Consider the following 22,120-nt stretch of genomic DNA (forward strand, 5'->3'; position numbering starts at 1 on the left):
CCCTCTATGATTTATGCCGTTGTCTCAATCAATTTAATTGCGTTGGAATCTACTACGCCACCGCCTAAATATTTATCGGTGTGTACTTTATAGAATCCCGGTTCGGTTAAGTTGTCCGGACGGGTTCGCACGCCTGTTTCGTGATCTACAATGAAATATCCGCGTTTGAAGTCACCGAAGGCAATTACTGCTTTGTTTGCTCCGCCTGTCGGCATTGTTTCTAAGAAGTGGACTGGGCGACCTAATAATGTTGCTGGGGCATCGGCTGTTAAACCATCGCGCCAGATATAATCCCCGTTTTTGTTTTTAAGTTTTTGTAATGCTGCTGCAATCGTTGATGACATCACCCAAACCGCATTTTTACGGTATTTGCTATGAAGTGTATAGAACGCATCGATTAAAGTATCTGCATCAATCTTCGCTACACCTGCTACTTCAATTTTTTGAAGTTTGCCGAATGGGCGCACTTTATCGTTTTCAGTTGTGCGTTGGTAGGTTAAGAAGCCTTTTGATTTCTTGTTACCATCACCGGAAGTTAAATCTGTTTCTTCTGTTTCTGTGAAGGTTTCAGAAATTTCATCAGTTAGCCAACCTAAAACATCAATGCTTGAGAAGTCCAAAATCTCTTGAGTAGTTTTTGGATAAGCGTAGATTGAATTTAATGCAATGGTTACTTCGTGCAGTTTCGGGCTTGCTGTACCATTGCGTACTGTGCCCTCGGTGCCATGTTCAACGGTTGCACCGCCAGCAGATACTAATTTTTTGTATTCTTTCGCACCGATAGGCAAGCGAACGACATTACAGAGCTGGCGTATGACGCTATCGTCTGTTAAGCGTTTCATGACCTCTTTATCTAATTGAGGAATGACTGAATAGCCGCCATCTTCACCGTTAGCTGTCGTTAAATTGCGAAGTTCACCGGTTTTAATGTAATGGCGCAATTCATCATTTGAAAATTGTTTCGTGCTGCGAGTTTCTAATGATTTAGATTGCGCACCAAGATTACGTTCTTCATCTGCTACGGTTTCGTATTTACTGATTTCATCACTCAATTGTTTCACTAAATCTTTCAATTTATCAAAATCTACTGATTCAGTTTCATCTAATGAACGATTTTCTTTTTCTGCTTTATCAAGCATTGCTCGCATTTCTGCGATTTTTTCTGCCTTTTGTTGGCGTAACTCAATTAATTTTTTAAACATAACTTGTCCTTTATTTAGTCTTAATTAAGACGGCTTATAAAAAGCCCACAGAACAATATATATACAAAAAATATAAAGTAAATACCTTAAATTTCAATAGTTTAGATACGGTTAGATACGTTGAGTAAAATATTTTATTCAGTGATTTTTTAGGTGATTTTGGGTTTGAAAAGATAATTTAAGATAGGAATTTATCTATTTTTATAGGTGAAGACTGGTGAAGACTTGGTGAAGACTTGAATAGGTAGTCTTCACCCTTATAAATATATAATAAATAATGATTTTTCTTATTTTTTAGCAAAAGTGAAGAGGTGAAGACTATAATAGAAAAAAGTTTTTGATATACTAAGATTCAGTAAAATTTACTTAGTAACACCGTTAGTAACACCAATAAAAACAACTGAAAATAATTACATTAAAAATCAATGTGTTACATATCAAATTCATTTCTCGCTCAGGCACCAACTATAAACCGACTTAATTAAGTCGGTTTTTTTTCGCCTAAAATTTGTTTAGACCGCTAGTTATTATCCCCTGTTTTAGTTACAATCGGTCAATTTCTTTTTCTTTAGAAACCCATTAGGAGAGCATTATGAACTTCCCTCAAATCGCCCAACAAGTGATTGATAAACTTGGCGGCAAAGAAAACATCGCCACAGCAGCACATTGCGCAACGCGTTTACGTATTGTGTTAAACGATGAAAGCAAAGTGGACAAAGAAGGCATTGATAATATTGAAGGCGTGAAAGGGCAGTTTGCTGTCGCGGGTCAATATCAAATAATCTTTGGTTCAGGTACGGTGAATAAAGTCCATGCTGAACTTACTAAATTACTTGGTATCGGCGATGTGAGTAAAGCCGAAGTGGCTGAAGCAGCATCAGGCAACCAAAACTTATTGCAACGTTTGGTGAAAGGCTTAGCGGATATTTTCGTGCCAATCATTCCAGCAATCGTCGCAGGCGGTTTGTTAATGGGTATTCACTCCATGCTTACAGCGAAAGGTTTCTTCGTTGATGAATTAAGCGTGATTGATATGCACCCAGGTCTAGCGGATTTGGTGGACTTCATTAATACCATCGCGAACGCACCGTTTGTGTTCTTACCTGTATTACTTGGTTTCTCTGCAACCCGTAAATTCGGCGGTAACCCGTTCTTAGGGGCAGCACTTGGGATGTTATTAGTTCACCCTGCATTAGCAGATGGTTGGAACTACGCATTAACCCTTGCTCAAGGCAAAATCCAATACTGGAATGTATTCGGTCTTGAAATTGAAAAAGTCGGCTATCAAGGCACGGTTATCCCAACATTAGTTTCTGCTTGGGTGTTAGCAACCTTAGAAAAAACCTTCCGTAAGTTTGTACCTTCTTATTTAGATAACCTCATTACCCCATTATTCTCGCTCTTTATTGCGGGCTTCTTAGCATTCACCGTAATTGGTCCAATCGGTCGTGAAGCAGGTTCATTAATTGCATCAGGCTTAACTTGGTTATATGACACCTTAGGTTTCGTGGGCGGCGCGATCTTCGGGGCATTCTATGCACCAATCGTTATCACAGGTATGCACCAAACCTTCATTGCGGTTGAAACACAATTATTAGCTGAAATGGCAAATACAGGCGGTACCTTTATTTTCCCAATCGCCGCAATGTCAAATATCGCACAAGGTGCGGCCTGTTTAGGTGTGGCAGTCGCATTAAAAGATCCAAAAGTACGCGGTTTAGCGGTACCATCAGGAATTTCTGCATTATTAGGGATTACTGAACCGGCAATGTTCGGGGTGAACTTACGTTATCGTCAGGCTTTCTTTGCAGCGATGATTGGTTCAGGCTTAGCAAGTGCCTTTATCGCATTCTTCAATGTAAAAGCCATTGCATTAGGCGCAGCAGGTTTCTTAGGTATTCCATCGATCAAACCGGATAGCCTTGCAATGTACAGCATTGGTATGGTGATTTCATTTGTGGTGGCATTCACGCTTTCAGTCATTTTCGTGAAACGTGCACAAGCAAAAGCATAATCGAAATAAAAAAGAAAAAGCACGAGTTTAACCTCGTGCTTTTTTGTTTGGAAAAATGCGTCTAAAAACGACCGCACTTTCAGTGAGAATTAGCCTTCTCGACAATTTAACCAAGCTGTTCTCATGCCTTGATTGTTTTTGTAATACACCGAATTATGCTCACGCGCAATCAGATCCACATGGCTTCCATCAATTGGCTCATAAGAGCGATAAATCACTTCAAAGCGATTTCCGCGTGCATTTAAGGTGCGATTTTCCACATGATCAAACGGCACCGCTTTTCCACCGTCTAATTGGAAATAAATACCAAAATTATCTTTCATGCGGCTTTCTCTTGAAAGCGGGAAGTAAGTCGTTAAATAAGAATTCGAGCCCGTTTCTGAATTACGGCAAGAATAGTAATAACGTTTGTAATCTTTCGGATTGTTTAATTCCGCTTGGCTAATGTTATTTTTAAGGAATCGGGTCTTAACGGTTTTCTTTGGTTGTTGTGTTGTGGTACAAGCAAACAAACCTACGAATGCAGCCGTGAGTAATGCTATTTTCAATTTATTCATCGATAAAGTTCCGAGAGTAGAGTGAATGAGAAAGGGAATATGATAGCGGAAATTGGGGATTGTGCAAGATATTGAATGTCTATGATTGGTTTTGATTAAAGTACAGTTAGTTTTTAGTAAATTTTATTTGTTTTATATTTATAAAATATAAGTAGAATTATACTCTTAATATTTCTATTATGTGACTAGATAATAAATTATTTATATGGAGTATTCAATGCTTAAAAAACTTAAATTACAGGCAGGGACATATCCTAGCTCAGATGAAAACTTGGAAATAGAACTTAGCCCTGTGACTGTTTTTATTGGACCAAATAATAGTGGTAAATCTCAGGCCTTAATTGAAATAGAAGGATGGATAGCTAATGGAGAAACAGAATTATTAAATGTAATTAGTAACTTAGAGTTTGAACGTTTAACCCGCGAGCAAGTTTATGAAAAAATGTTAGATAGAATAAAAATTGCTCCTTCAAAGGGTTTTACTCCCTATAGTAACGATTATTTCTTGATTGGAAAGTATGGTAAGAATAATCAGATTTATTTGCTTGATTTAATCAATACTGCGCTATCTCCAAATAAGGAGAACTTCAAAAATTCACAATTAGCAAAAGTTTTATCTTATTTTACAACAAGGCTTGATGGATATAGTAGATTATCTTTAGTTAATTCACAAAATGCGGGTGATTTGCAAGGAGATCCTATAGACAGTTTTTCTAAATTATTTAAGGATCAGGTATTAATGTCTAAAGTTAGAGATGTTATTTATGGTGCTTTTAGAAAGTATTTAGTAATTGATCCTACTAGTTTAGGCAATCTTAGATTGAGATTGTCTGAAGAAGAACCTAAAGATAGTTTAGATAAAAGTCTTACTGAGGAGGCAATCGCTTTTCATAAGAATGCAATTTTAGTGGAGAATGCTAGTGATGGTGTTAAAGCATTTATAGGAATTATAATAGCTTTAATTGCCGGAGAGTCTGATTTCATATTAGTTGATGAACCAGAGGCATTCTTACATCCAACACTATCCTATAAATTAGGTAAAGAGATCACATCCATATTAAATAATGATAAAAGACTATTTGTTGCAACCCATAGTGCTGATTTCTTGATGGGGTGTGTACAAAGTAATGTTGGTATTAATATCGTGAGACTTACTTATGGGACTCAGGGGGCAACAGCGAGAATTTTAACGCAAGATAAGTTGAAACCTTTGATGCAAAATCCATTATTACGTTCAATAGGTGTTTTTAATGCGCTCTTCTATAATGCGGTTGTAGTTACTGAAGCCGATGCTGATAGAGCTTTTTATCAAGAAATTAATGAACGTTTATTAAAGGAAAAAGATCCAAGAGGGATTGAAGGATGTTTGTTTCTAAATGCTCAAAATAAACAGACTGTTTGGGATATTGTTAAGCCATTAAGAGATTTAGGTATTCCTGCGGTTGGGATTGTTGATATTGATGTTATTAAAGAAGGGGGCGTTAATTGGAATAAAGTTTTAGATGGTATATATATTCCTGAGCGAAATAAAAGCTCCTTCAGAACAAATAGGGAAAATCTAGTAAACGCATTTGATGGAAAAGATTTTAAACGTAGTGGTGGAATTAATTTATTAACAAAAGAAGATCAAGAATTCTGTTCAAATTTCTTTGATAATTTAATGGAATATGGGAGTTTTGTTGTTCCAATAGGAGAAGTTGAGAATTGGTTAAGTGATCTTGATATTGATAGAAATAAAAACGGTTGGCTAAGAAATATTTTTGAAAAGATGGGAGATGATCCTAGTTCTGATCACTATATTAGACCAACTCATAATGATGTTTGGGATTTTATAGGAAAAATATCACAATGGATTAATAATCCAAACAGAAAGGGGATTCCAAAATAGTTTTTATCAATACATATGAAAGACCACCTAATTTTAGGTGGTCTTCTTACTTTAATAAGGCATATTTACTTCATCGCCACACCCAACCACTTCATCATCTCTCTCTCATCCCAACCTTTACGTTTGGCATAATCTTGAGCCTGGTCTTCATCAATGCGACCTAAAGTAAAATAGTTGCTTGCAGGGTGGGTGAAGTACCAACCGCAGACGGAAGCTGCCGGCCACATGGCATAGCTTTCGGTGAGTTTCATGCCGATGCGTTGTTCAACTTCTAATAAATCCCAAATCAAGGCTTTTTCCGTGTGTTCTGGGCAGCTTGGGTAACCAGGTGCAGGGCGGATGCCGACATAGTTTTCATTGATTAAACCTTGATTGTCGAATTCTTCTTGCGTGTAGCCCCAAATGCGGGTGCGAAGCTCAAAGTGCAGGTATTCTGCCATAGCTTCGGCTAAGCGGTCGCCTACGGCTTGTAGCAAGATGGCGTTGTAGTCATCGCCTGCCGCTTTATAGCCTTCCACTAGCTCCATTTCTTCAATACCCGCACAGACGGCGAACATGCCGAACCAGTCTTTTTTACCGCTTTCGCGATCGGCGATAAAGTCGCTTAAGCAGAAGTTAAATGGGCTTTTGCTGTTTTTGCCACGTTCGGTTTGTTGGCGTAAGCCGTAAGCCGTGCCAATGGTTTGCGTGCGTTCTTCATCAGCGAAAAGCACCACATCATCGCCTACACGTTCTGCAGGGAAGATACCTAAAATACCGCTTGGGTTGAGTTTGTGGTTTTGCTCTAATTCATCTAAAACCACTTGCGCATCATTCCAAACTTTGCGTGCTTCTTCGCCGCCTTCTGGATAATCAAAGGCATCAGGATAGCCGCCCATCAAGCCCCAAATGCGGAAGAATGGCGACCAGTCGATAAATTTACGCAGCTCAGCAATCGGCACGTTTTTAAATTCCACAATGCCAGTTTGATTTGGTTTTGGTGGCACATAATCTGCCCATTCTCCACCAAAGCCATCAAAGCGGTTTGCACGTGCATCTTCAATGCTCAATTGCTTACGCAGTGGTTTTCGGTTAGAGAAAGATTGCTGAATTTTCTCGTAATCTTTCTTGAATTGTTCCCATAATGCCGCACGGCTTTCTGGGTTCATCAAGGTCGCGCATACAGTTACCGCACGGGAGGCGTTAGAAGTATAAAATACGCCGTGTTCTTTATATTTTGGATAAAGTTTAATGGCCGTATGTTCTTTAGAGGTGGTCGCACCGCCAATCATCACTGGCAGATTTAAGCCTAAACGAGTCATTTCACCTAAGAAGTATTCCATCTCATCTAGAGAAGGGATAATCAAACCACTTAACGCGATGATGTCCGCTTTTTCATCAATGGCGGTTTGAATGATCTTGTCCGCAGGCACCATTACGCCTAAGTCAATCACTTCAAAGTTATTACATTGCATCACTACGCTTACGATGTTTTTACCGATGTCGTGCACATCGCCTTTTACGGTTGCAATCACCACTTTACCGTTGCTTGAACCTTTTTGTTTGGTGGCATTGATAAACGGCTCTAAATACGCCACGGATTGTTTCATCACGCGTGCGGATTTCACCACTTGTGGCAGGAACATTTTACCGTCACCGAATAAATCGCCGACTACGTCCATGCCCGCCATCAACGGGCCTTCAATCACATCTAATGGAGTTGGTAATGTTTGGCGAGCTTCTTCAGTATCTTCCACAATGTAAGTGGTAATCCCTTTCACCAGCGCGTGTTTTAAACGTTCTTCCACTGGCCAAGTGCGCCATTCTGCCACAGAATCGACCGCACTTTCATCGTTGCCTTGGTTACGATATTTTTCTGCAATATCGAGTAGTTTTTCGGTGGCATCAGGGCTGCGGTTTAATACTGCATCTTCCACGATTTCACGCAATTCAGGATCGAGATCGTCATAAATCGCAAGCTGTCCTGCATTCACAATCCCCATATCCATGCCTTGTTTGATGGCGTGATAGAGGAAGACGGCGTGAATGGCTTCACGCATCACGTTGTTACCACGGAATGAGAAAGAGACATTCGACACCCCGCCTGAGATTTTCGCATGCGGTAGGGCACGTTTGATACGACCTGTAGCGTTGATAAAATCGACACCGTAGTTGTTGTGTTCTTCAATCCCTGTACCGATAGCAAAAATATTCGGGTCGAAAATAATGTCTTCTGGTGGGAAACCCACTTGGTTGACCAAAATGTCATAAGCACGGCTACAAATTTCAACTTTACGCTCTTCGGTATCAGCCTGCCCCACTTCATCAAATGCCATCACCACAACGGCAGCACCGTATTTACGCACCAATTTAGCCTGATGAATAAATTTTTCCTCGCCCTCTTTCAACGAGATAGAGTTCACAATCGGCTTACCTTGCACCGACTGTAAACCTGCCTCAATCACTTCCCATTTAGACGAGTCGATCATGACTGGCACTTTAGCTGCATCCGGTTCGGTCGCCATAATATTAAGGAAACGGGTCATGCATTTTTTGCCGTCTAATAATGCTTCATCCATATTGACGTCAATCACTTGCGCGCCGTTTTCTACTTGGTCGATAGCAATTTCAATGGCTTCGGCAAATTTATCTTCTTTAATTAAACGCTTAAATTTCGCCGAACCCGTCACGTTATTACGTTCACCCACGTTCACGAATAGGCTTTCATCATCAATGTTGAGCGGCTCTAAACCTGATAAACGCATCGCGGTTTTAATTTCCGGTAATTTACGTGGCGCAATACCTTGCATGGCATCCGCAAAGGCTTTGATATGCTCTGGTGTTGTACCACAACAACCACCGACAATGTTTACAAAGCCACTTTCAGCCCATTCCTTAAGGTGTGCGGCCATTTCTTCTGCACCTAAATCGTAGCCACCAAAGGCATTTGGTAAGCCTGCATTTGGGTGGACGGAAACATAGGTTTCGCTGATTTTAGACAGTTGTTCAACATACTGGCGAAGTTCTTTCGGGCCTAGTGCACAGTTCAAACCGAACGTTAGCGGTTTGGCATGGCGAAGCGAGTTGTAGAACGCTTCAGTGGTTTGCCCTGAAAGCGTACGGCCAGAAGCGTCGGTAATGGTGCCGGAGATCATGATCGGCAATTCCACACCTAATTCTTCAAATACGGTTTCAATGGCGAAAACGGCCGCTTTAGCGTTAAGCGTATCGAAAATAGTTTCGATCATGATTAAATCAGCACCGCCTTCAATTAAGCCTTTGGTCGCTTCAGCATAGGCATCGACCAATTCCATAAAAGTGACATTACGGAACCCTGGGTCGTTTACATCAGGGGAAATCGAGGCAGTGCGGTTAGTTGGCCCTAACACGCCAGCAACAAAGCGAGGTTTTTCTGGTGTGCTGTATTTATCTGCAGCTAAACGTGCTAATTTTGCTCCTGCAAAATTCAACTCAAAAGCGACTGCTTGTAAGTCATAATCTGCTTGTGCAATGGTGGTAGAACTGAAGGTATTGGTTTCAATAATATCTGCACCCGCGGCTAAATATTTCTCGTGAATCGCAGAAATTAACAGGGGCTGGGTGAGAGTGAGCAAGTCATTATTACCACGTAAATCAACCGCACTTTCTTTAAAACGCTCGCCTCTAAAATCAGCCTCGGTGAGTTTATATTTTTGGATCATCGTCCCCATTGCACCATCTAAAATGAGGATGCGTTCAGCGAGGGATTTTTTCAGTAATTCGGTTTGATTATGTGACATAGACAGCTCTTTTTAAAATCAATCAATATTGCTCGAAATAATAGGGATAAGCGTGGATACTGTCAAATAAAAGGGGAGAAAGCGCGGTAAAAAAATAGAATGTTTTCAAAAAGAAAGGCGGACAAATTGTCCGCCGAATGGTTAGCAATATTTGCTGTCCGAGTAAAAAAACAGATTAACGTAAAAATGCCGGAATATTTTTTTCGTATTCACTGATGGCATCTTCGTGTTGTAATGTCAAACCGATGTTATCCAAGCCATTTAATAAACAATGACGGCGGAATTCATCCAGTTCAAAGTGATAAACTTTGTCACCTACAGTGACGGTCATCGCTTCCAAATCCATATGGATTTGTTTGCCTTCATTTGCCCAGACCCATTGGAAGATTTCTTCCACTTCTTCTTCGCTTAAACGAATCGGTAACATGTGGTTATTTAAGCTGTTGTTGTAGAAAATATCTGCAAAACTTGGTGCGATCATCACTTTGAAACCGTAATCGGCTAATGCCCAAGGTGCATGTTCACGAGAAGAACCGCAACCTAGGTTTTTACGTGCTAATAAAATGGTCGCGCCTTGATATTGTGGATAATTCAGCACGAAATCTGGATTTGGTTTAGTGCCTTCTACATCCAAATAACGCCATTCATGGAATAAGTGTTTGCCGAAACCTACGCGCGTAATCGCTTGTAAAAATTGTTTTGGAATAATCGCATCCGTATCCACGTTTGCTGCATTCAATGGCACTACTAAGCCTGAAAGTTGTTTAAATCCTGCCATTTTCTGCTCCTTAGTTTAATGTGACGTCACGAATATCAACGAATTTACCGAACATTCCCGCTGCGGCAGCCATGGCAGGACTCACCAAGTGAGTACGACCGTTACGACCTTGGCGACCTTCAAAGTTACGGTTTGAAGTGGAAGCACAACGTTCCCATTCACCTAAACGGTCATCGTTCATCCCTAAGCACATTGAGCAGCCCGGATTACGCCATTCAGCACCCGCTTCGATAAAGATTTTATCCAAGCCTTCTTTTTCCGCTTGTTCTTTCACTAAACCGGAACCTGGTACCACTAAAATACGTTTTACATTATCGGCTTTTTTGCGGCCTTTCATGACAGCCGCTGCCGCACGTAAATCTTCGATACGAGCATTAGTACAAGAACCGATAAATACTTGATCTACAGGGATATCTTTTAAATCAGTGTTAGCGTCTAAGCCAATATAATTCAATGCTTTTTCTGCTGAAGCACGAGTCACGGGATCGGTCATTTCCGTTGGATTAGGCACTCGTTGATCGATACCGATTACTTGGCCTGGGTTGGTGCCCCAAGTGACTTGCGGTGCGATATCTTTGGCTTCTAATGTAATGACGGAATCAAATTGCGCGTCATCATCAGATTTTAAGGTTTTCCAATAAGCGACTGCATCCTCCCAATCTTTACCTTTCGGTGTATGTGGACGGCCTTTTAAATAGTCGAAAGTGGTTTCATCCGGTGCGATTAAACCCGCTTTCGCGCCCATTTCAATCGCCATATTACAAACGGTCATACGACCTTCCATAGAAAGGTCACGAATCGCTTCACCGCAGAATTCCACTACATGGCCTGTACCGCCCGCCATGGTTGTTTTACCGATAATGGCAAGAATAATGTCTTTTGCGGTAATGCCTGGCGCGACTTTGCCGCGCACTTCAATTTTCATATTTTTTGCACGAGCTTGTTTTAAGGTTTGGGTAGCTAATACGTGTTCTACTTCAGATGTACCAATACCAAATGCCAAAGCACCGAATGCACCGTGAGTGGCGGTATGGGAGTCACCGCAGACGATCGTCATACCTGGCAAAGTTAAGCCTTGTTCCGGTCCCATCACATGCACAATACCTTGTTCTTTGGTGGTCATGTCGAATAATTGAATACCGGTCGCTTTCGTGTTTTTTGCAAGCTCCAGTACTTGAATTTTTGCTTGGCCTTCAAGTTTGTTCACATCACGTATTTGGGTAGAAATACTGTGATCCATGGTACCGAAAGTTTTACTGACTTGACGTATTCGGCGGCCTGCAACACGCAAACCGTCAAAGGCTTGTGGGCTGGTCACTTCATGGATTAAATGACGGTTAATATACAAAATCGGCGTTTCGCCTTCAGCTTCGTACACCACGTGGGCATCGAATAATTTTTCGTAAAGAGTTTTTGCCATAATTTTTCTCAATTCGTTAGAGGCTTTTGTTAGAGTAGTAAGTGCGGTTAAATTATTACTCGTAAATCCTGAAGATTTACTCGCTCCTTCGGAGCCGTTGGCAGAGCCAACGTTCAAAAAGCGTTGCTTTTTGTGGGTGTTTTTAAACCGCACTTTAATTGTTTTTATTAGATTGCATTAGCGATTAACGTACCCATTTCCGCAGTTGAAACAGGGGCAGAGTCATCGGCTAAATCACCGGTACGGTGACCATTTGCTAAGACTTTTTGCACGGCATTTTCAATCGCATCAGCGGCATCATTTAAGTTGAAGCTATAACGCAACATCATTGCCGCAGAAAGAATTTGTGCGATTGGATTGGCAATGCCTTTGCCTGCGATATCTGGTGCAGAACCGCCAGCAGGCTCATATAAGCCGAAACCTTCTTCGTTTAAGCTAGCAGATGGCAACATCCCCATAGACCCTGTGATCATCGCGGCTTCATCAGAAATAATATCGCCGAAAATGTTAGAGCAGAGGAGTACATCGAAAGATTCAGGCGCTTTGATTAATTGCATAGTCGCGTTGTCGATATAAATATGATCTAAGGTCACTTCAGGGTAGTCTTTCGACACTTCAGTCACAGTTTCACGCCATAAGATTGAAGCTTGTAATACGTTCGCTTTATCCACAGACGTCACATGTTTACGACGTTTCATTGCCGCATCAAAAGCCGCATGCGCAATACGTTCGATTTCATACTTGTAATAAACTTCGGTATCAAATGCTTTGGTTTGAGCACCTTCACCTTCACGGCCTTTAGGCTGACCGAAATAAATCCCGCCGGTTAATTCACGAACAACCACCATATCAAATCCTTTCGCTGCAATATCTGCACGTAATGGACAGAATTTTTCTAAGCCTTTATAAAGGGTAGCAGGACGAAGATTGCAGAATAATTTGAAATGTTTACGCAATGGCAACAATGCACCGCGTTCTGGTTGTTGATCTGGTGGTAAATTTGTCCATTTAGGGCCGCCTACAGAGCCAAACAAAATTGCATCCGCATCATCACAACCTTTTAAGGTGTCTGCCGGTAATGGGCAACCGCAGTGATCAATTGCAGCGCCACCCACATAAAATTCGTTAAAGTTAAGTTTGAAACTGAATTTTTCTTGGACTTTGTTTAATACTTTAATGGCTTCAGCCATGACTTCCGGACCGATACCGTCTCCCGGTAGAACAGCGATGTTGTATGATTGCATATTATTTTTCCTATTTCTTTCACACTAAAGTGCGGTTAATTTTTTTCATATTTTCTCCCCTCTTTTATAAAGAGGGGCTGGGGGGAGATTTTAACGATATAAAATTTACCACTGAGGTTGATGTTACTTCTGCCAAATCTCCCCTAACCCCTCTTTGCTAAAGAGGGAGATTGGGTTAGTGATTTTTGTGGCTTTTAATGTCTGCAACTTTATGAGCACGATAAATGGCATTAATTGCATGAACTAAAGCAAGTGCGGAAGATTCAACGATGTCTGTCGCTAAACCAACACCATGGAATTTACGGCCTTCGTGTTCAATCACGATATCTACCTGACCTAACGCTTCAGCACCTTCGCCTTTTGCAGTTAAGTTATAGTGGGACATTTTGATATCTAAACCGGTTAAATTCAAGATCGCATTGTAGACAGCATCAACCGGACCATTACCACCGATAGAAGAGGTACTTAATTTTTTACCATCCAATTCTACTTGAACAAAAGCAGTTGCTGGATATTCTTTAGTGGAGTGTGCAGAAAGTTTATCTAACACTAAACGATCTTCATCACCTTGTTGCATATCAATAAAGGCTAAGGCTTCCAAATCATAATCGAACACTTGGCCTTTTTTATCCGCCAATTTTAAGAAGGCTTCATACAATTTGTCTAAATCGTAATCTTGTTCGGTGTAACCCATATCCGCCATGTGACCTTTTACTGCTGCGCGACCAGAACGAGCGGTTAAGTTTAATTTCTCTTTCTTCAAGCCAATCGTTTCTGGTGACATGATTTCGTAGGTATTTTTGTTTTTCAACATACCATCTTGGTGAATACCGGAAGAGTGAGCAAAAGCATTTGAACCCACAATCGCTTTATTTGGTTGAATTGGCATATTACAAAGTTGGCTCACCATTTGACTGACACGGTGAATTTCTTGCGTGTTGATACGTGTATCCACGCCCATAAATTCTTGGCGAACTTTCATTGCCATCACGACTTCTTCAAGTGAAGTATTACCTGCACGTTCACCAATACCGTTTACGGTACATTCAATTTGACGAGCACCATTTTGTACTGCGGTTAAGGAGTTAGCGGTTGCCATACCTAAGTCATTGTGACAATGCACAGAAATCACAGCTTTGTCGATATTTGGCACGCGGTTACGCACTTGAGCAATGATATTGCCGTATTCATTTGGTAAGCAGAAACCAACGGTATCTGGAATGTTTACGGTGGTCGCACCCGCATTAATTGCGGCTTCAACAATACGACAGATATTATCGATGCCCGTACGGCCTGCATCTTCGCAAGAAAATTCCACATCATCAGTGTAGTTACGTGCACGTTTTACCGCTGCCACAGCCATTTCAACGACATCATCAAATGTACGTTTTAATTTGGCTTCAACGTGTAATGCGGAGCTCGCGATAAAAGTATGAATACGGAAAGCTTCCGCCACTTTTAAGGCTTCGTAAGCCGCATCGATATCTTTATTTACCGCACGGGAAAGTGCTGCAACACGACTATTTTTGATATGACGCGCGATAGTTTGAACAGATTCAAAATCGCCTTGAGAAGAAACCGGGAAACCCACTTCCATCACATCCACACCTAAACGTTCAAGTGCCAAAGCAATTTGTAACTTTTCTTTAACGGTTAAGCTTGCTTTTAACGCTTGTTCGCCATCACGCAAGGTGGTATCAAAAATAATAACGCGATCTGTCATAGTATTTTCCTTCTTTTATCACTCAAAGTGCGGTCATTTTTACCGTGATTTTAAAACGAAAAAACCCGCAATCTTAAAAGTGCGGGTTGATAATAGATTTTTTACATAAAGGTGTTTTTTATCCACAACTTAGCCGCACAAAGAATGTGAGAGCAGAAGGTTGAGAGATAAAGAAACAACTTGGTACATAAAAAGATAATCCTATAAAAAATTCTGTAAAACGCTGTTCATATTACCGATAAAAGTTTTACTGTCAAACCATTTTTTAGTGATTTATATTTAATGTTGCTATATTTTCATTATTGTAAAAGTTTATTATTCTAAATTTGTGGCGATGTATGGGGTTTGTCTCTAAAAAGAACTTTGATAGAGCCATTTTTATACTGCTTTATTCATTATTTTTGGTATGCAGATTTTTTCTAAAATTTTTTCGCTTTTTACGATCTGAATCGCAAAATTAAGACAAATCTTTCATTTTGGGAGACCAACCTTGTCATAATTCTCTTTTTAAAGGAGAGAATAAATGAGTGATTTTGCGTCGATTTTATTGCGGTTGTCACAAGTCCCCAAATTGGGCAGTGTGCGAATTCAACAAATTCTAGCCCATGTAGGTATAGAAGACTTATTAAATTATGATGAAGTTGCATTTCAACAAATGGGCTGGAAATCTTTGCAGATTCGTCGTTGGTTTCAGCCTGAAATGAAATTCATTGAACCCGCTTTGAGTTGGGCCGAAAAAGAAGGGCATCATTTAATTCACAGTTTTTCAGATGACTATCCTTTTTTACTCAAACAAATTAGTGGTTTTCCGCCTTTATTATTTGTGAAAGGCAATTTAACCGCACTTTCTGCTCAACAAATCGCCATGGTGGGGAGTCGCTATTGTTCGGCTTATGGTGAATATTGGGCAAAATATTTTGCGACAGAACTTTCTCTCGCGGGATTGACGGTCACGAGTGGACTTGCATTAGGTATCGATGGATTTAGTCACCAGGCGGTGGTGGATATTCAAGGACAAACCATTGCCGTATTGGGCAGTGGATTAGCGCACATTTACCCCGCGAAACATCGCCGATTAGCCGAGCAAATTATCGAAAATAACGGGGCATTAGTTTCTGAATTTATCCCTACGCAAGCACCGATTGCCGAAAACTTTCCTCGCCGTAATCGCATTATCAGCGGGCTTTCATTAGGAACATTAGTCATTGAAGCCACAGAGAAAAGCGGTTCACTCATTACAGCACGTTATGCCTTAGAACAAAATCGCGATATTTTTGCGCTGCCGGGGAATATTCAAAGTGAATACAGTCAAGGCTGCCATAAATTGATTAAGCAAGGGGCGATGTTGGTGGAAAATGTTAAAGATATTTTAGATAGCCTCAACCATAGTGTTGTTTTTCAGCCGCCAGTACATGTGCTAATCAATCAGTCGATAACTCAACCGCTCACAGCAAAAACACCAGCTGTGGAGCCGAGTCATCCTGAACTTTATCAACATATCAGTTATACACCAATAAGCCTCGATGATTTATCTGCAGCATTGAATTTGCCGGTGGATTCGCTTTTAGTACAGTTATTGGATTTGGAATTACAAGACTTAATCGTCAATGAGAATGGACTCTATAAGCGGGTAGCGTAAACGGGGTGGAGCGAGGAGGCTATCCTGTGCTAAGATACGGTTTCGTTTTAGAAAGGAGAACCTATGTTAGCCATTATTTCCCCAGCAAAAACCTTAGATTTTGAAAGTGCGGTCAGAAATCTGCCTGTTTCTCAACCGCACTTGACGGATTATAGTGAACAACTGATTGAAATCTGCCGTCAATTATCTCCCCAAGATCTTTCTTCCTTAATGTCTATCAGCGATAAACTTGCAGGCCTAAATGTCGCTCGTTTTGCGGAATGGACAAAATCTCACAACGAAAAAAATTCACGCGCAGCCATTTGGGCATTCAAAGGTGATGTTTACACCGGCTTAGATGCTGATAGTTTATCTGATGAAGATGTACAATTCGCTCAACATCATTTACGTATGCTTTCTGGCCTATATGGCTTACTTAAACCCCTCGATTTAATGCAACCTTACCGCTTGGAAATGGGCACAAAGTTAGCGAATCCAAAAGGGAAAGATCTTTATGCTTTTTGGGGAAATATCATCACTCAATCTGTACAACAGGCACTTGATGAGCAAGGTGATCGTGTGTTGATCAATTTAGCTTCAGATGAGTATTATAAATCAGTGAAAGAGAGCCAATTAGACGCACAGATTGTTAAGCCAGTTTTCTTAGATAATAAGAATGGTCAATACAAAGTGATCAGCTTTTATGCGAAAAAAGCTCGTGGTTTAATGTGTCGTTTTATCATTCAAAATCGTTTACAGTGTGTTGAACAACTGAAAGAGTTTAACCTTGGTGGTTATTGGTTTGATGCAGCATCCTCTACTGAAAAAGAATTTGTATTTAAGCGAGATATTAATGAATAAAATTCTTGTTATATTGACCGCACTTTTACTCTCAGGTTGTGCGGCAAAGGTGAGTCAGCTTCAAACGCCTGAAAAAATTGAGTACAACGGCAAAACCTATAAGCTTACTGCAAGCCAAGATTTGGGGACGATTGCACGTTACGTTTATCTGATGGAGCCAGATACATTAGAAAATTGGCAATCTCAGATTGAAGTGTTGTTTGATCGCGATCTGGTTCGTACTATAGAACAACGCGTGACATTACGTGAGAAGGTATACCGTAATTTAGGTGTAAAAGATTTCAAAATCCTTGCTAATTCAACGAATCCGAAAAAGCCTGCCACAGAGTTAACTGGTTATGTCATTTATGCACCAACAGAACAGAATCCATCTTGGCAGGTAGATATTGCAAAAGGAAAAAATATTCCTTCTTGTGGTTTTGTACAATATCAATATTCTCAAAAAGTAGAACAAGGTAAAAAATTTCAACGTTTAAGTAAAGTAAAGATAGTAAGACATTTAGAAAAATATTTAGTGGCGAAAGAAAGTAAGACACTACAAAAAGCAGATTTGTCTTGGAAGTGTGAAAATCATTTTAATCACTAAAACTTATAACTAGATCAAATCTGGCGTAAATTTTAAAAATTTTGCTAGAGCAGAAATAGTGGATAGTGTAATCTTATTATTAGTTATTTTTAGAATGCAAAGTAGGTAAGTATGATTAAAAAAATTGCGGTATTAACCAGTGGTGGCGATGCACCAGGCATGAATGCTGCTATTCGTGCTGTTGTACGAGCAGCACTTGCAGAAGGGCTTGAAGTATTTGGGATTTACGATGGTTATCAAGGCTTATATAACAATAAAATCAAACAGCTAAACCGTTATAGTGTATCAGATGTGATTAACCGTGGTGGTACATTCTTAGGGTCTGCTCGTTTCCCTGAATTTAAGGATCCTGCCGTCCGTGAGAAATGTGCGGAAATTTTACGTTCACATGGTATTGATGCCTTAGTAGTTATCGGGGGGGACGGTTCTTATATGGGGGCAAAATTGCTCACAGAAGAACATGGTTTCCCTTGCGTAGGTATTCCAGGCACGATTGATAACGATGTAGCAGGCACGGATTACACAATCGGTTATCAAACAGCCCTACAAACAGCAGTGGACGCCATTGATCGTTTGCGTGACACCTCAAGTTCTCACCAACGTATTTCTATCGTAGAAATCATGGGTCGTCACTGTAGTGACTTAACTATTTCTGCAGGTATTGCCGGTGGTTGTGAATATATCGTGGCATCTGAAATGGAATTTAATCGTGAAGAATTAATTCGCCAAATTGAACGCAGTATTATTCGCGGAAAACGCCATGCGATTATTGCGATTACTGAATTAATTACAGATGTGCATTCTTTAGCTCACGAAATAGAATCCAGAGTAGGACATGAAACTCGAGCAACGGTATTAGGCCATATTCAACGTGGTGGCTCACCTTGTGCTTTTGACCGAATCTTAGGTTCTCGTATGGGCTCGTATGCAGTAGACTTATTGTTACAAGGGAAAGGTGGCTACTGCGTGGGCATTCAAAATGAAAAATTAGTTCACCATGATATTATTGATGCAATTAACAATATGCGCCGTGAATTTAAAGCAGATTGGTTAGAAATGGCTAAACGTTTAGAATAATCTTTTTACGGTTATTTAAAACAAAAGAAATCGGGCTAAAATAATCATTGTTTTAGCCCGATTTTTATATGCCGTAGATTAGGCTTTTCGGTTATTTCTCTTACGTTGTAAGAAGTACACTAAAATGAGTAATAATGCACAAGCGAGAGAAACGATAAATAAGCTACCAAAGAATCCATTCCAATGGAAAGATTGAATAATCCATGCTAATGGCGCACCTGCTGCTGCTGCACCAATATAGGCGAAGAGACTAACGAAACCGGTAGAAGAACCTGAAGCATGTTTATGGGAGTTTTCCGCAGCCGCCATTGCGATAAGGAATTGTGGACCGAAGATAAAGAATCCCATCAGGAAGAACAATCCACACATAATGAAATAGTTATCGCTAGGGATGAACCATAATGCTAAGGAAGTTGAAATAATACCTAACACATAAATAATGTTCATTTGGGTACGGTTTCCGTTGAAGAATTTATCAGACCCCCAACCTGCAAAAAGCGCACCTAAGAATCCGCCGATTTCAAAGAAAGAAACAGCAGAGTTTGCTTTAAGTAAGTCATAACCGTGGGTTTCTGTTAAATATAAGTTACCCCAGTCGTTGATACCAGTACGGATAATATAAATAAAACACCAAGAGAATGCTAATGCCCAGATAATGCTGTTTTTGAACACATAAATTTTAAGAATTTCCCAGTTAGATAAACCTAAACCTTCACTTTCATGTTCTTTTTCAGCAATATCATTACGCCATTCACCAACCGTTGGGAGACCCATTGAAGTCGGGCGATCGCGCAATAAGAAACAAAGAGCAAAACCGATGACACAGGCTATAATTCCTGGCACGATCATACCGTAACGCCATCCCCAATAAAGGGCGACGGCACCAGATAAAATTGGAATGAGTGCACCACCTAAGTTATGTGAGGTATTCCAAATCGCCCACCATAATCCTCGTTCGTTACGTGAGTACCAAGTGTTTAGAATTTTTGAACATGGAGGCCATCCCCAACCTTGGAAAAAGGCGTTGATCATCCAAAGGGTGATAAACATAAAGATAGATGAACTCATACCGAATAGAATATTAACGACACCCGTCATCATTAAGCCAATCCCCATAAAGTAACGAGGATTAGAACGATCACCAAGTACACCTGATAAGAATTTTGACACACCGTAGGTAAGATAAAACGCCGTACCCATGATCCCGATATCGGCTTTTTGTAGCCCTAAGTCCGTCAGCATGGCAGGCATAACGAAGTTAAAGCTTTTACGAGTAAAATAGAAAACGGCATATCCGATATAGCTAGTGATCATCAAATGTAATCGCCAGTAACGATAAGTTTTGTCGATCTCCTCTTTGCTTTTCGTAACCGGTAGATCCGGTGGTACACTGAAGATACCCATAATATTTCTCCTCTAATGATAATAATAAATTATTCCAGTATATTACAAAGCCGACTTTCAAAAGGGGACTCAGATCAAAAAACTGGGGATTTATAGGAAAAAATGGCTTGATGAATCGTTGATTTGATGGTGTAAGAACAAAGTACGGTCAAAATTTTTAAGGTTTTGACCGCACTTTGCTTTAGGATGGTTTAGATGTGTTTTATGCTTTACGTTGCAAAATAAAAACACGACAATCATAGGGATTATCCGCATCCGCTTGGCGATATTCTTCAAACTCGATGTTCCATTCAGCCCAATTAATTTCAGGGAAGAAGGTGTCACCGTCAATGTCTGCTTGAATTTGCGTGAGGTACAATTTATCTGCTTTAGGTAAATATTGTTTAAATAACTCTCCGCCGCCGAGCAACATAATTTCATCAAATTCTTTGACAAAATCGACCGCACTTTCAAAACTATTTTTCCAGATGACACCTTCATGTTCGTAAGGCGTGCGTGAAAGGACAATATTAGTCCGTTTCGGTAGTGGGCGACCAATGCTTTCGAAAGTTTTACGGCCCATAATCACCGGTTTTCCCGTAGTGTTTTTACGAAACCAGGCTAAATCAGCAGGCAAGTGCCAAGGCATTTGATTATCTTTTCCGATGACGTTATTTTTTGTTATCGCAACGATCAAACTTAATGTCATATTTTCTATCCTATTTTTCTTTTTTTGCATTATATCATAGCTATTCAGAAAATCTGAATTTGAGATGGTTTTTTTCGTGATTTTTATTAATTTTAGTGCTAATTTAACCGCACTTTTCTATTTTTTCACTGAGGACAAACTATGTCGGCAAATCGCAAAACAATCGTCGTAAAATTTGGTACTAGCACATTAACACATGGTTCCCCAAAATTGAATGCGCCTCACATGGTCGATATTGTTCGCCAGATTGCCCAGCTTCATCAAGCGGGTTTTCGTGTCGTGATTGTGACATCAGGTGCGATTGCAGCAGGACGGCATTATTTAAATCATCCTCAACTTCCGCCAACCATTGCGTCAAAGCAACTTCTAGCTGCAGTAGGGCAGAGTCAGCTGATTCAAGCCTGGGAAAAATTATTTGCGATTTATGATATTCATATTGGACAAATTTTATTAACTCGTGCTGATATTGAAGACCGTGAACGTTTTTTAAATGCGCGCGATACATTACATGCCCTGTTAGACAATCATATTATTCCTGTGATTAACGAGAATGATGCGGTGGCAACAGCTGAGATAAAAGTAGGAGATAATGATAACTTATCTGCATTAGTCGCGATTTTAGTGCAAGCGGAACAACTTTATTTATTAACGGATCAACAAGGTTTGTTCGAAAGCGATCCTCGTAAAAATCCAGATGCGAAATTGATTCCAGTGGTTGAGCAAATTACTGATCATATTCGTTCGATTGCAGGCGGTAGTGGTACAAACCTTGGTACTGGCGGGATGAGTACAAAAATTATTGCAGCAGATGTGGCAACGCGTTCAGGTATTGAAACGATAATTGCACCAGGTAGCCGACCTGATGTGATTGTGGATTTAGCCTACGATAAACCAATTGGCACGAAATTTATTGCACATCATTCAGATCGTCTCGAAAGTCGTAAACAGTGGTTATTTGCAGCTCCATCAGCGGGTATGCTGACGATTGATGAGGGTGCTGAAAATGCCATGTTAGTACAGAATAAATCGTTGCTGCCTGCAGGAATTACGGCTGTGGAAGGGTGTTTCTCACGTGGTGAAGTCGTCAAAATTAAGAATACCTCAGGTAAAGTGATTGCACTTGGTATGCCGCGTTATAACAGCGATGCGTTGGAATTAATCAAAGGGAAAAAATCCCAGGAAATTGAGCAAATTCTTGGCTATGAGTACGGTGCAGTTGCGTTACATCGTGATGATATGATTGTGTTATAGCATTAAAGATTTATCATCTACTCAAAGGTTATTCTTGAAAATATCGTAGCC

The 22,120-nt window shown here is 40.3% G+C and carries 16 protein-coding genes; 7 read left to right on the plus strand and 9 right to left on the minus strand.

Going from position 1 to position 22,120, the window contains the following annotated elements; translation table 11 throughout:
* Positions 1 to 11: 11 nt before the first annotated feature.
* Positions 12 to 1,202 (minus strand): phage major capsid protein, encoded by a 1,191-nt coding sequence (locus QQS40_RS05120; protein ID WP_329506572.1) that lies wholly within the window; start codon positions 1,200 to 1,202, stop codon positions 12 to 14.
* 592 nt (positions 1,203 to 1,794) lie between these two features.
* Between QQS40_RS05120 and QQS40_RS05125 the strand changes: the two genes are divergently transcribed.
* The gene (locus QQS40_RS05125) at positions 1,795 to 3,216 is read left to right on the plus strand and encodes a sucrose-specific PTS transporter subunit IIBC (RefSeq protein WP_005698676.1); all 1,422 of its coding nucleotides are present in this window, start codon (positions 1,795 to 1,797) and stop codon (positions 3,214 to 3,216) included.
* Positions 3,217 to 3,305: 89 nt separating this feature from the next.
* Here QQS40_RS05125 and QQS40_RS05130 read toward each other — a convergent pair whose 3' ends face one another.
* The gene (locus QQS40_RS05130) at positions 3,306 to 3,773 is read right to left on the minus strand and encodes a hypothetical protein (RefSeq protein ID WP_128787746.1); all 468 of its coding nucleotides are present in this window, start codon (positions 3,771 to 3,773) and stop codon (positions 3,306 to 3,308) included.
* A gap of 217 nt (positions 3,774 to 3,990) precedes the next feature.
* Here QQS40_RS05130 and QQS40_RS05135 point away from each other — a divergent pair, with 217 nt between their 5' ends.
* On the plus strand, positions 3,991 to 5,661 hold the full coding sequence (locus QQS40_RS05135) for an ATP-dependent nuclease (RefSeq protein WP_329506575.1): 1,671 nt from the start codon (positions 3,991 to 3,993) through the stop codon (positions 5,659 to 5,661).
* A gap of 65 nt (positions 5,662 to 5,726) precedes the next feature.
* On the opposite strand, the gene metH is transcribed toward QQS40_RS05135, so the two are convergent.
* From metH to leuA, 5 genes are all read right to left on the minus strand, one after another.
* Positions 5,727 to 9,419, minus strand: a complete 3,693-nt coding sequence (metH, locus tag QQS40_RS05140) for a methionine synthase (RefSeq protein ID WP_329506577.1) — start codon at positions 9,417 to 9,419, stop codon at positions 5,727 to 5,729.
* 175 nt (positions 9,420 to 9,594) lie between these two features.
* Complete coding sequence (gene leuD, locus QQS40_RS05145) at positions 9,595 to 10,197, minus strand: 3-isopropylmalate dehydratase small subunit (protein ID WP_329506579.1); 603 nt, start codon at positions 10,195 to 10,197, stop codon at positions 9,595 to 9,597.
* 10 nt (positions 10,198 to 10,207) lie between these two features.
* Positions 10,208 to 11,617 carry a 3-isopropylmalate dehydratase large subunit gene (gene leuC / locus QQS40_RS05150; RefSeq protein ID WP_329506581.1) on the minus strand — a complete coding sequence of 470 codons (1,410 nt, stop codon included), beginning with the start codon at positions 11,615 to 11,617 and terminating at the stop codon, positions 10,208 to 10,210.
* A 167-nt stretch (positions 11,618 to 11,784) separates the two neighbouring features.
* Positions 11,785 to 12,861: a 3-isopropylmalate dehydrogenase gene (gene leuB / locus QQS40_RS05155; RefSeq protein ID WP_329506583.1), complete on the minus strand. Its 1,077-nt coding sequence runs from the start codon at positions 12,859 to 12,861 to the stop codon at positions 11,785 to 11,787.
* Positions 12,862 to 13,036: 175 nt separating this feature from the next.
* Positions 13,037 to 14,584, minus strand: coding sequence for a 2-isopropylmalate synthase (gene leuA, locus QQS40_RS05160; protein WP_329506585.1), 1,548 nt, complete (start codon positions 14,582 to 14,584; stop codon positions 13,037 to 13,039).
* 523 nt (positions 14,585 to 15,107) lie between these two features.
* Here leuA and dprA point away from each other — a divergent pair.
* From dprA to pfkA, 4 genes are all read left to right on the plus strand, one after another.
* Positions 15,108 to 16,223: a DNA-processing protein DprA gene (gene dprA, locus QQS40_RS05165; protein ID WP_297568873.1), complete on the plus strand. Its 1,116-nt coding sequence runs from the start codon at positions 15,108 to 15,110 to the stop codon at positions 16,221 to 16,223.
* Positions 16,224 to 16,286: 63 nt separating this feature from the next.
* On the plus strand, positions 16,287 to 17,063 hold the full coding sequence (gene yaaA / locus QQS40_RS05170) for a peroxide stress protein YaaA (protein ID WP_297568870.1): 777 nt from the start codon (positions 16,287 to 16,289) through the stop codon (positions 17,061 to 17,063).
* Positions 17,056 to 17,649 carry an HI_0983 family protein gene (locus tag QQS40_RS05175; protein WP_297568867.1) on the plus strand — a complete coding sequence of 198 codons (594 nt, stop codon included), beginning with the start codon at positions 17,056 to 17,058 and terminating at the stop codon, positions 17,647 to 17,649. The genes yaaA and QQS40_RS05175 overlap by 8 nt, the downstream gene beginning before the upstream one ends.
* Before the next feature lie 111 nt (positions 17,650 to 17,760).
* On the plus strand, positions 17,761 to 18,726 hold the full coding sequence (gene pfkA / locus QQS40_RS05180) for a 6-phosphofructokinase (protein ID WP_297568864.1): 966 nt from the start codon (positions 17,761 to 17,763) through the stop codon (positions 18,724 to 18,726).
* Between the two features lie 78 nt (positions 18,727 to 18,804).
* Here pfkA and uhpC read toward each other — a convergent pair whose 3' ends face one another.
* Together uhpC and folA are read right to left on the minus strand one after the other, a co-directional pair.
* Entirely contained in the window at positions 18,805 to 20,130 is a 1,326-nt protein-coding gene (gene uhpC / locus QQS40_RS05185; RefSeq protein ID WP_297568860.1) for an MFS transporter family glucose-6-phosphate receptor UhpC, read from the minus strand.
* Positions 20,131 to 20,332: 202 nt separating this feature from the next.
* Entirely contained in the window at positions 20,333 to 20,818 is a 486-nt protein-coding gene (gene folA, locus QQS40_RS05190) for a type 3 dihydrofolate reductase (protein ID WP_297568857.1), read from the minus strand.
* Between the two features lie 141 nt (positions 20,819 to 20,959).
* On the opposite strand from folA, the gene proB reads away from it, so the two are divergent.
* A complete protein-coding gene (gene proB / locus QQS40_RS05195) occupies positions 20,960 to 22,069 on the plus strand; it encodes a glutamate 5-kinase (protein WP_297568856.1) in 1,110 nt (369 codons plus the stop codon).
* Positions 22,070 to 22,120: the final 51 nt, after the last annotated feature.

The sequence above is a fragment of the Haemophilus parainfluenzae genome, assembly GCF_036288925.1.
GTDB lineage: Bacteria > Pseudomonadota > Gammaproteobacteria > Enterobacterales > Pasteurellaceae > Haemophilus_D.

What these genes read in the sequence shown, in the direction of transcription:
- QQS40_RS05120 (WP_329506572.1), bottom strand. Translation starts at nt 1,202, where the DNA reads ATGTTTAAAAAATTAATTGAGTTACGCCAACAAAAGGCAGAAAAAATC.
- QQS40_RS05125 (WP_005698676.1), top strand. Translation starts at nt 1,795, where the DNA reads ATGAACTTCCCTCAAATCGCCCAACAAGTGATTGATAAACTTGGCGGC.
- QQS40_RS05130 (WP_128787746.1), bottom strand. Translation starts at nt 3,773, where the DNA reads ATGAATAAATTGAAAATAGCATTACTCACGGCTGCATTCGTAGGTTTG.
- QQS40_RS05135 (WP_329506575.1), top strand. Translation starts at nt 3,991, where the DNA reads ATGCTTAAAAAACTTAAATTACAGGCAGGGACATATCCTAGCTCAGAT.
- metH (WP_329506577.1), bottom strand. Translation starts at nt 9,419, where the DNA reads ATGTCACATAATCAAACCGAATTACTGAAAAAATCCCTCGCTGAACGC.
- leuD (WP_329506579.1), bottom strand. Translation starts at nt 10,197, where the DNA reads ATGGCAGGATTTAAACAACTTTCAGGCTTAGTAGTGCCATTGAATGCA.
- leuC (WP_329506581.1), bottom strand. Translation starts at nt 11,617, where the DNA reads ATGGCAAAAACTCTTTACGAAAAATTATTCGATGCCCACGTGGTGTAC.
- leuB (WP_329506583.1), bottom strand. Translation starts at nt 12,861, where the DNA reads ATGCAATCATACAACATCGCTGTTCTACCGGGAGACGGTATCGGTCCG.
- leuA (WP_329506585.1), bottom strand. Translation starts at nt 14,584, where the DNA reads ATGACAGATCGCGTTATTATTTTTGATACCACCTTGCGTGATGGCGAA.
- dprA (WP_297568873.1), top strand. Translation starts at nt 15,108, where the DNA reads ATGAGTGATTTTGCGTCGATTTTATTGCGGTTGTCACAAGTCCCCAAA.
- yaaA (WP_297568870.1), top strand. Translation starts at nt 16,287, where the DNA reads ATGTTAGCCATTATTTCCCCAGCAAAAACCTTAGATTTTGAAAGTGCG.
- QQS40_RS05175 (WP_297568867.1), top strand. Translation starts at nt 17,056, where the DNA reads ATGAATAAAATTCTTGTTATATTGACCGCACTTTTACTCTCAGGTTGT.
- pfkA (WP_297568864.1), top strand. Translation starts at nt 17,761, where the DNA reads ATGATTAAAAAAATTGCGGTATTAACCAGTGGTGGCGATGCACCAGGC.
- uhpC (WP_297568860.1), bottom strand. Translation starts at nt 20,130, where the DNA reads ATGGGTATCTTCAGTGTACCACCGGATCTACCGGTTACGAAAAGCAAA.
- folA (WP_297568857.1), bottom strand. Translation starts at nt 20,818, where the DNA reads ATGACATTAAGTTTGATCGTTGCGATAACAAAAAATAACGTCATCGGA.
- proB (WP_297568856.1), top strand. Translation starts at nt 20,960, where the DNA reads ATGTCGGCAAATCGCAAAACAATCGTCGTAAAATTTGGTACTAGCACA.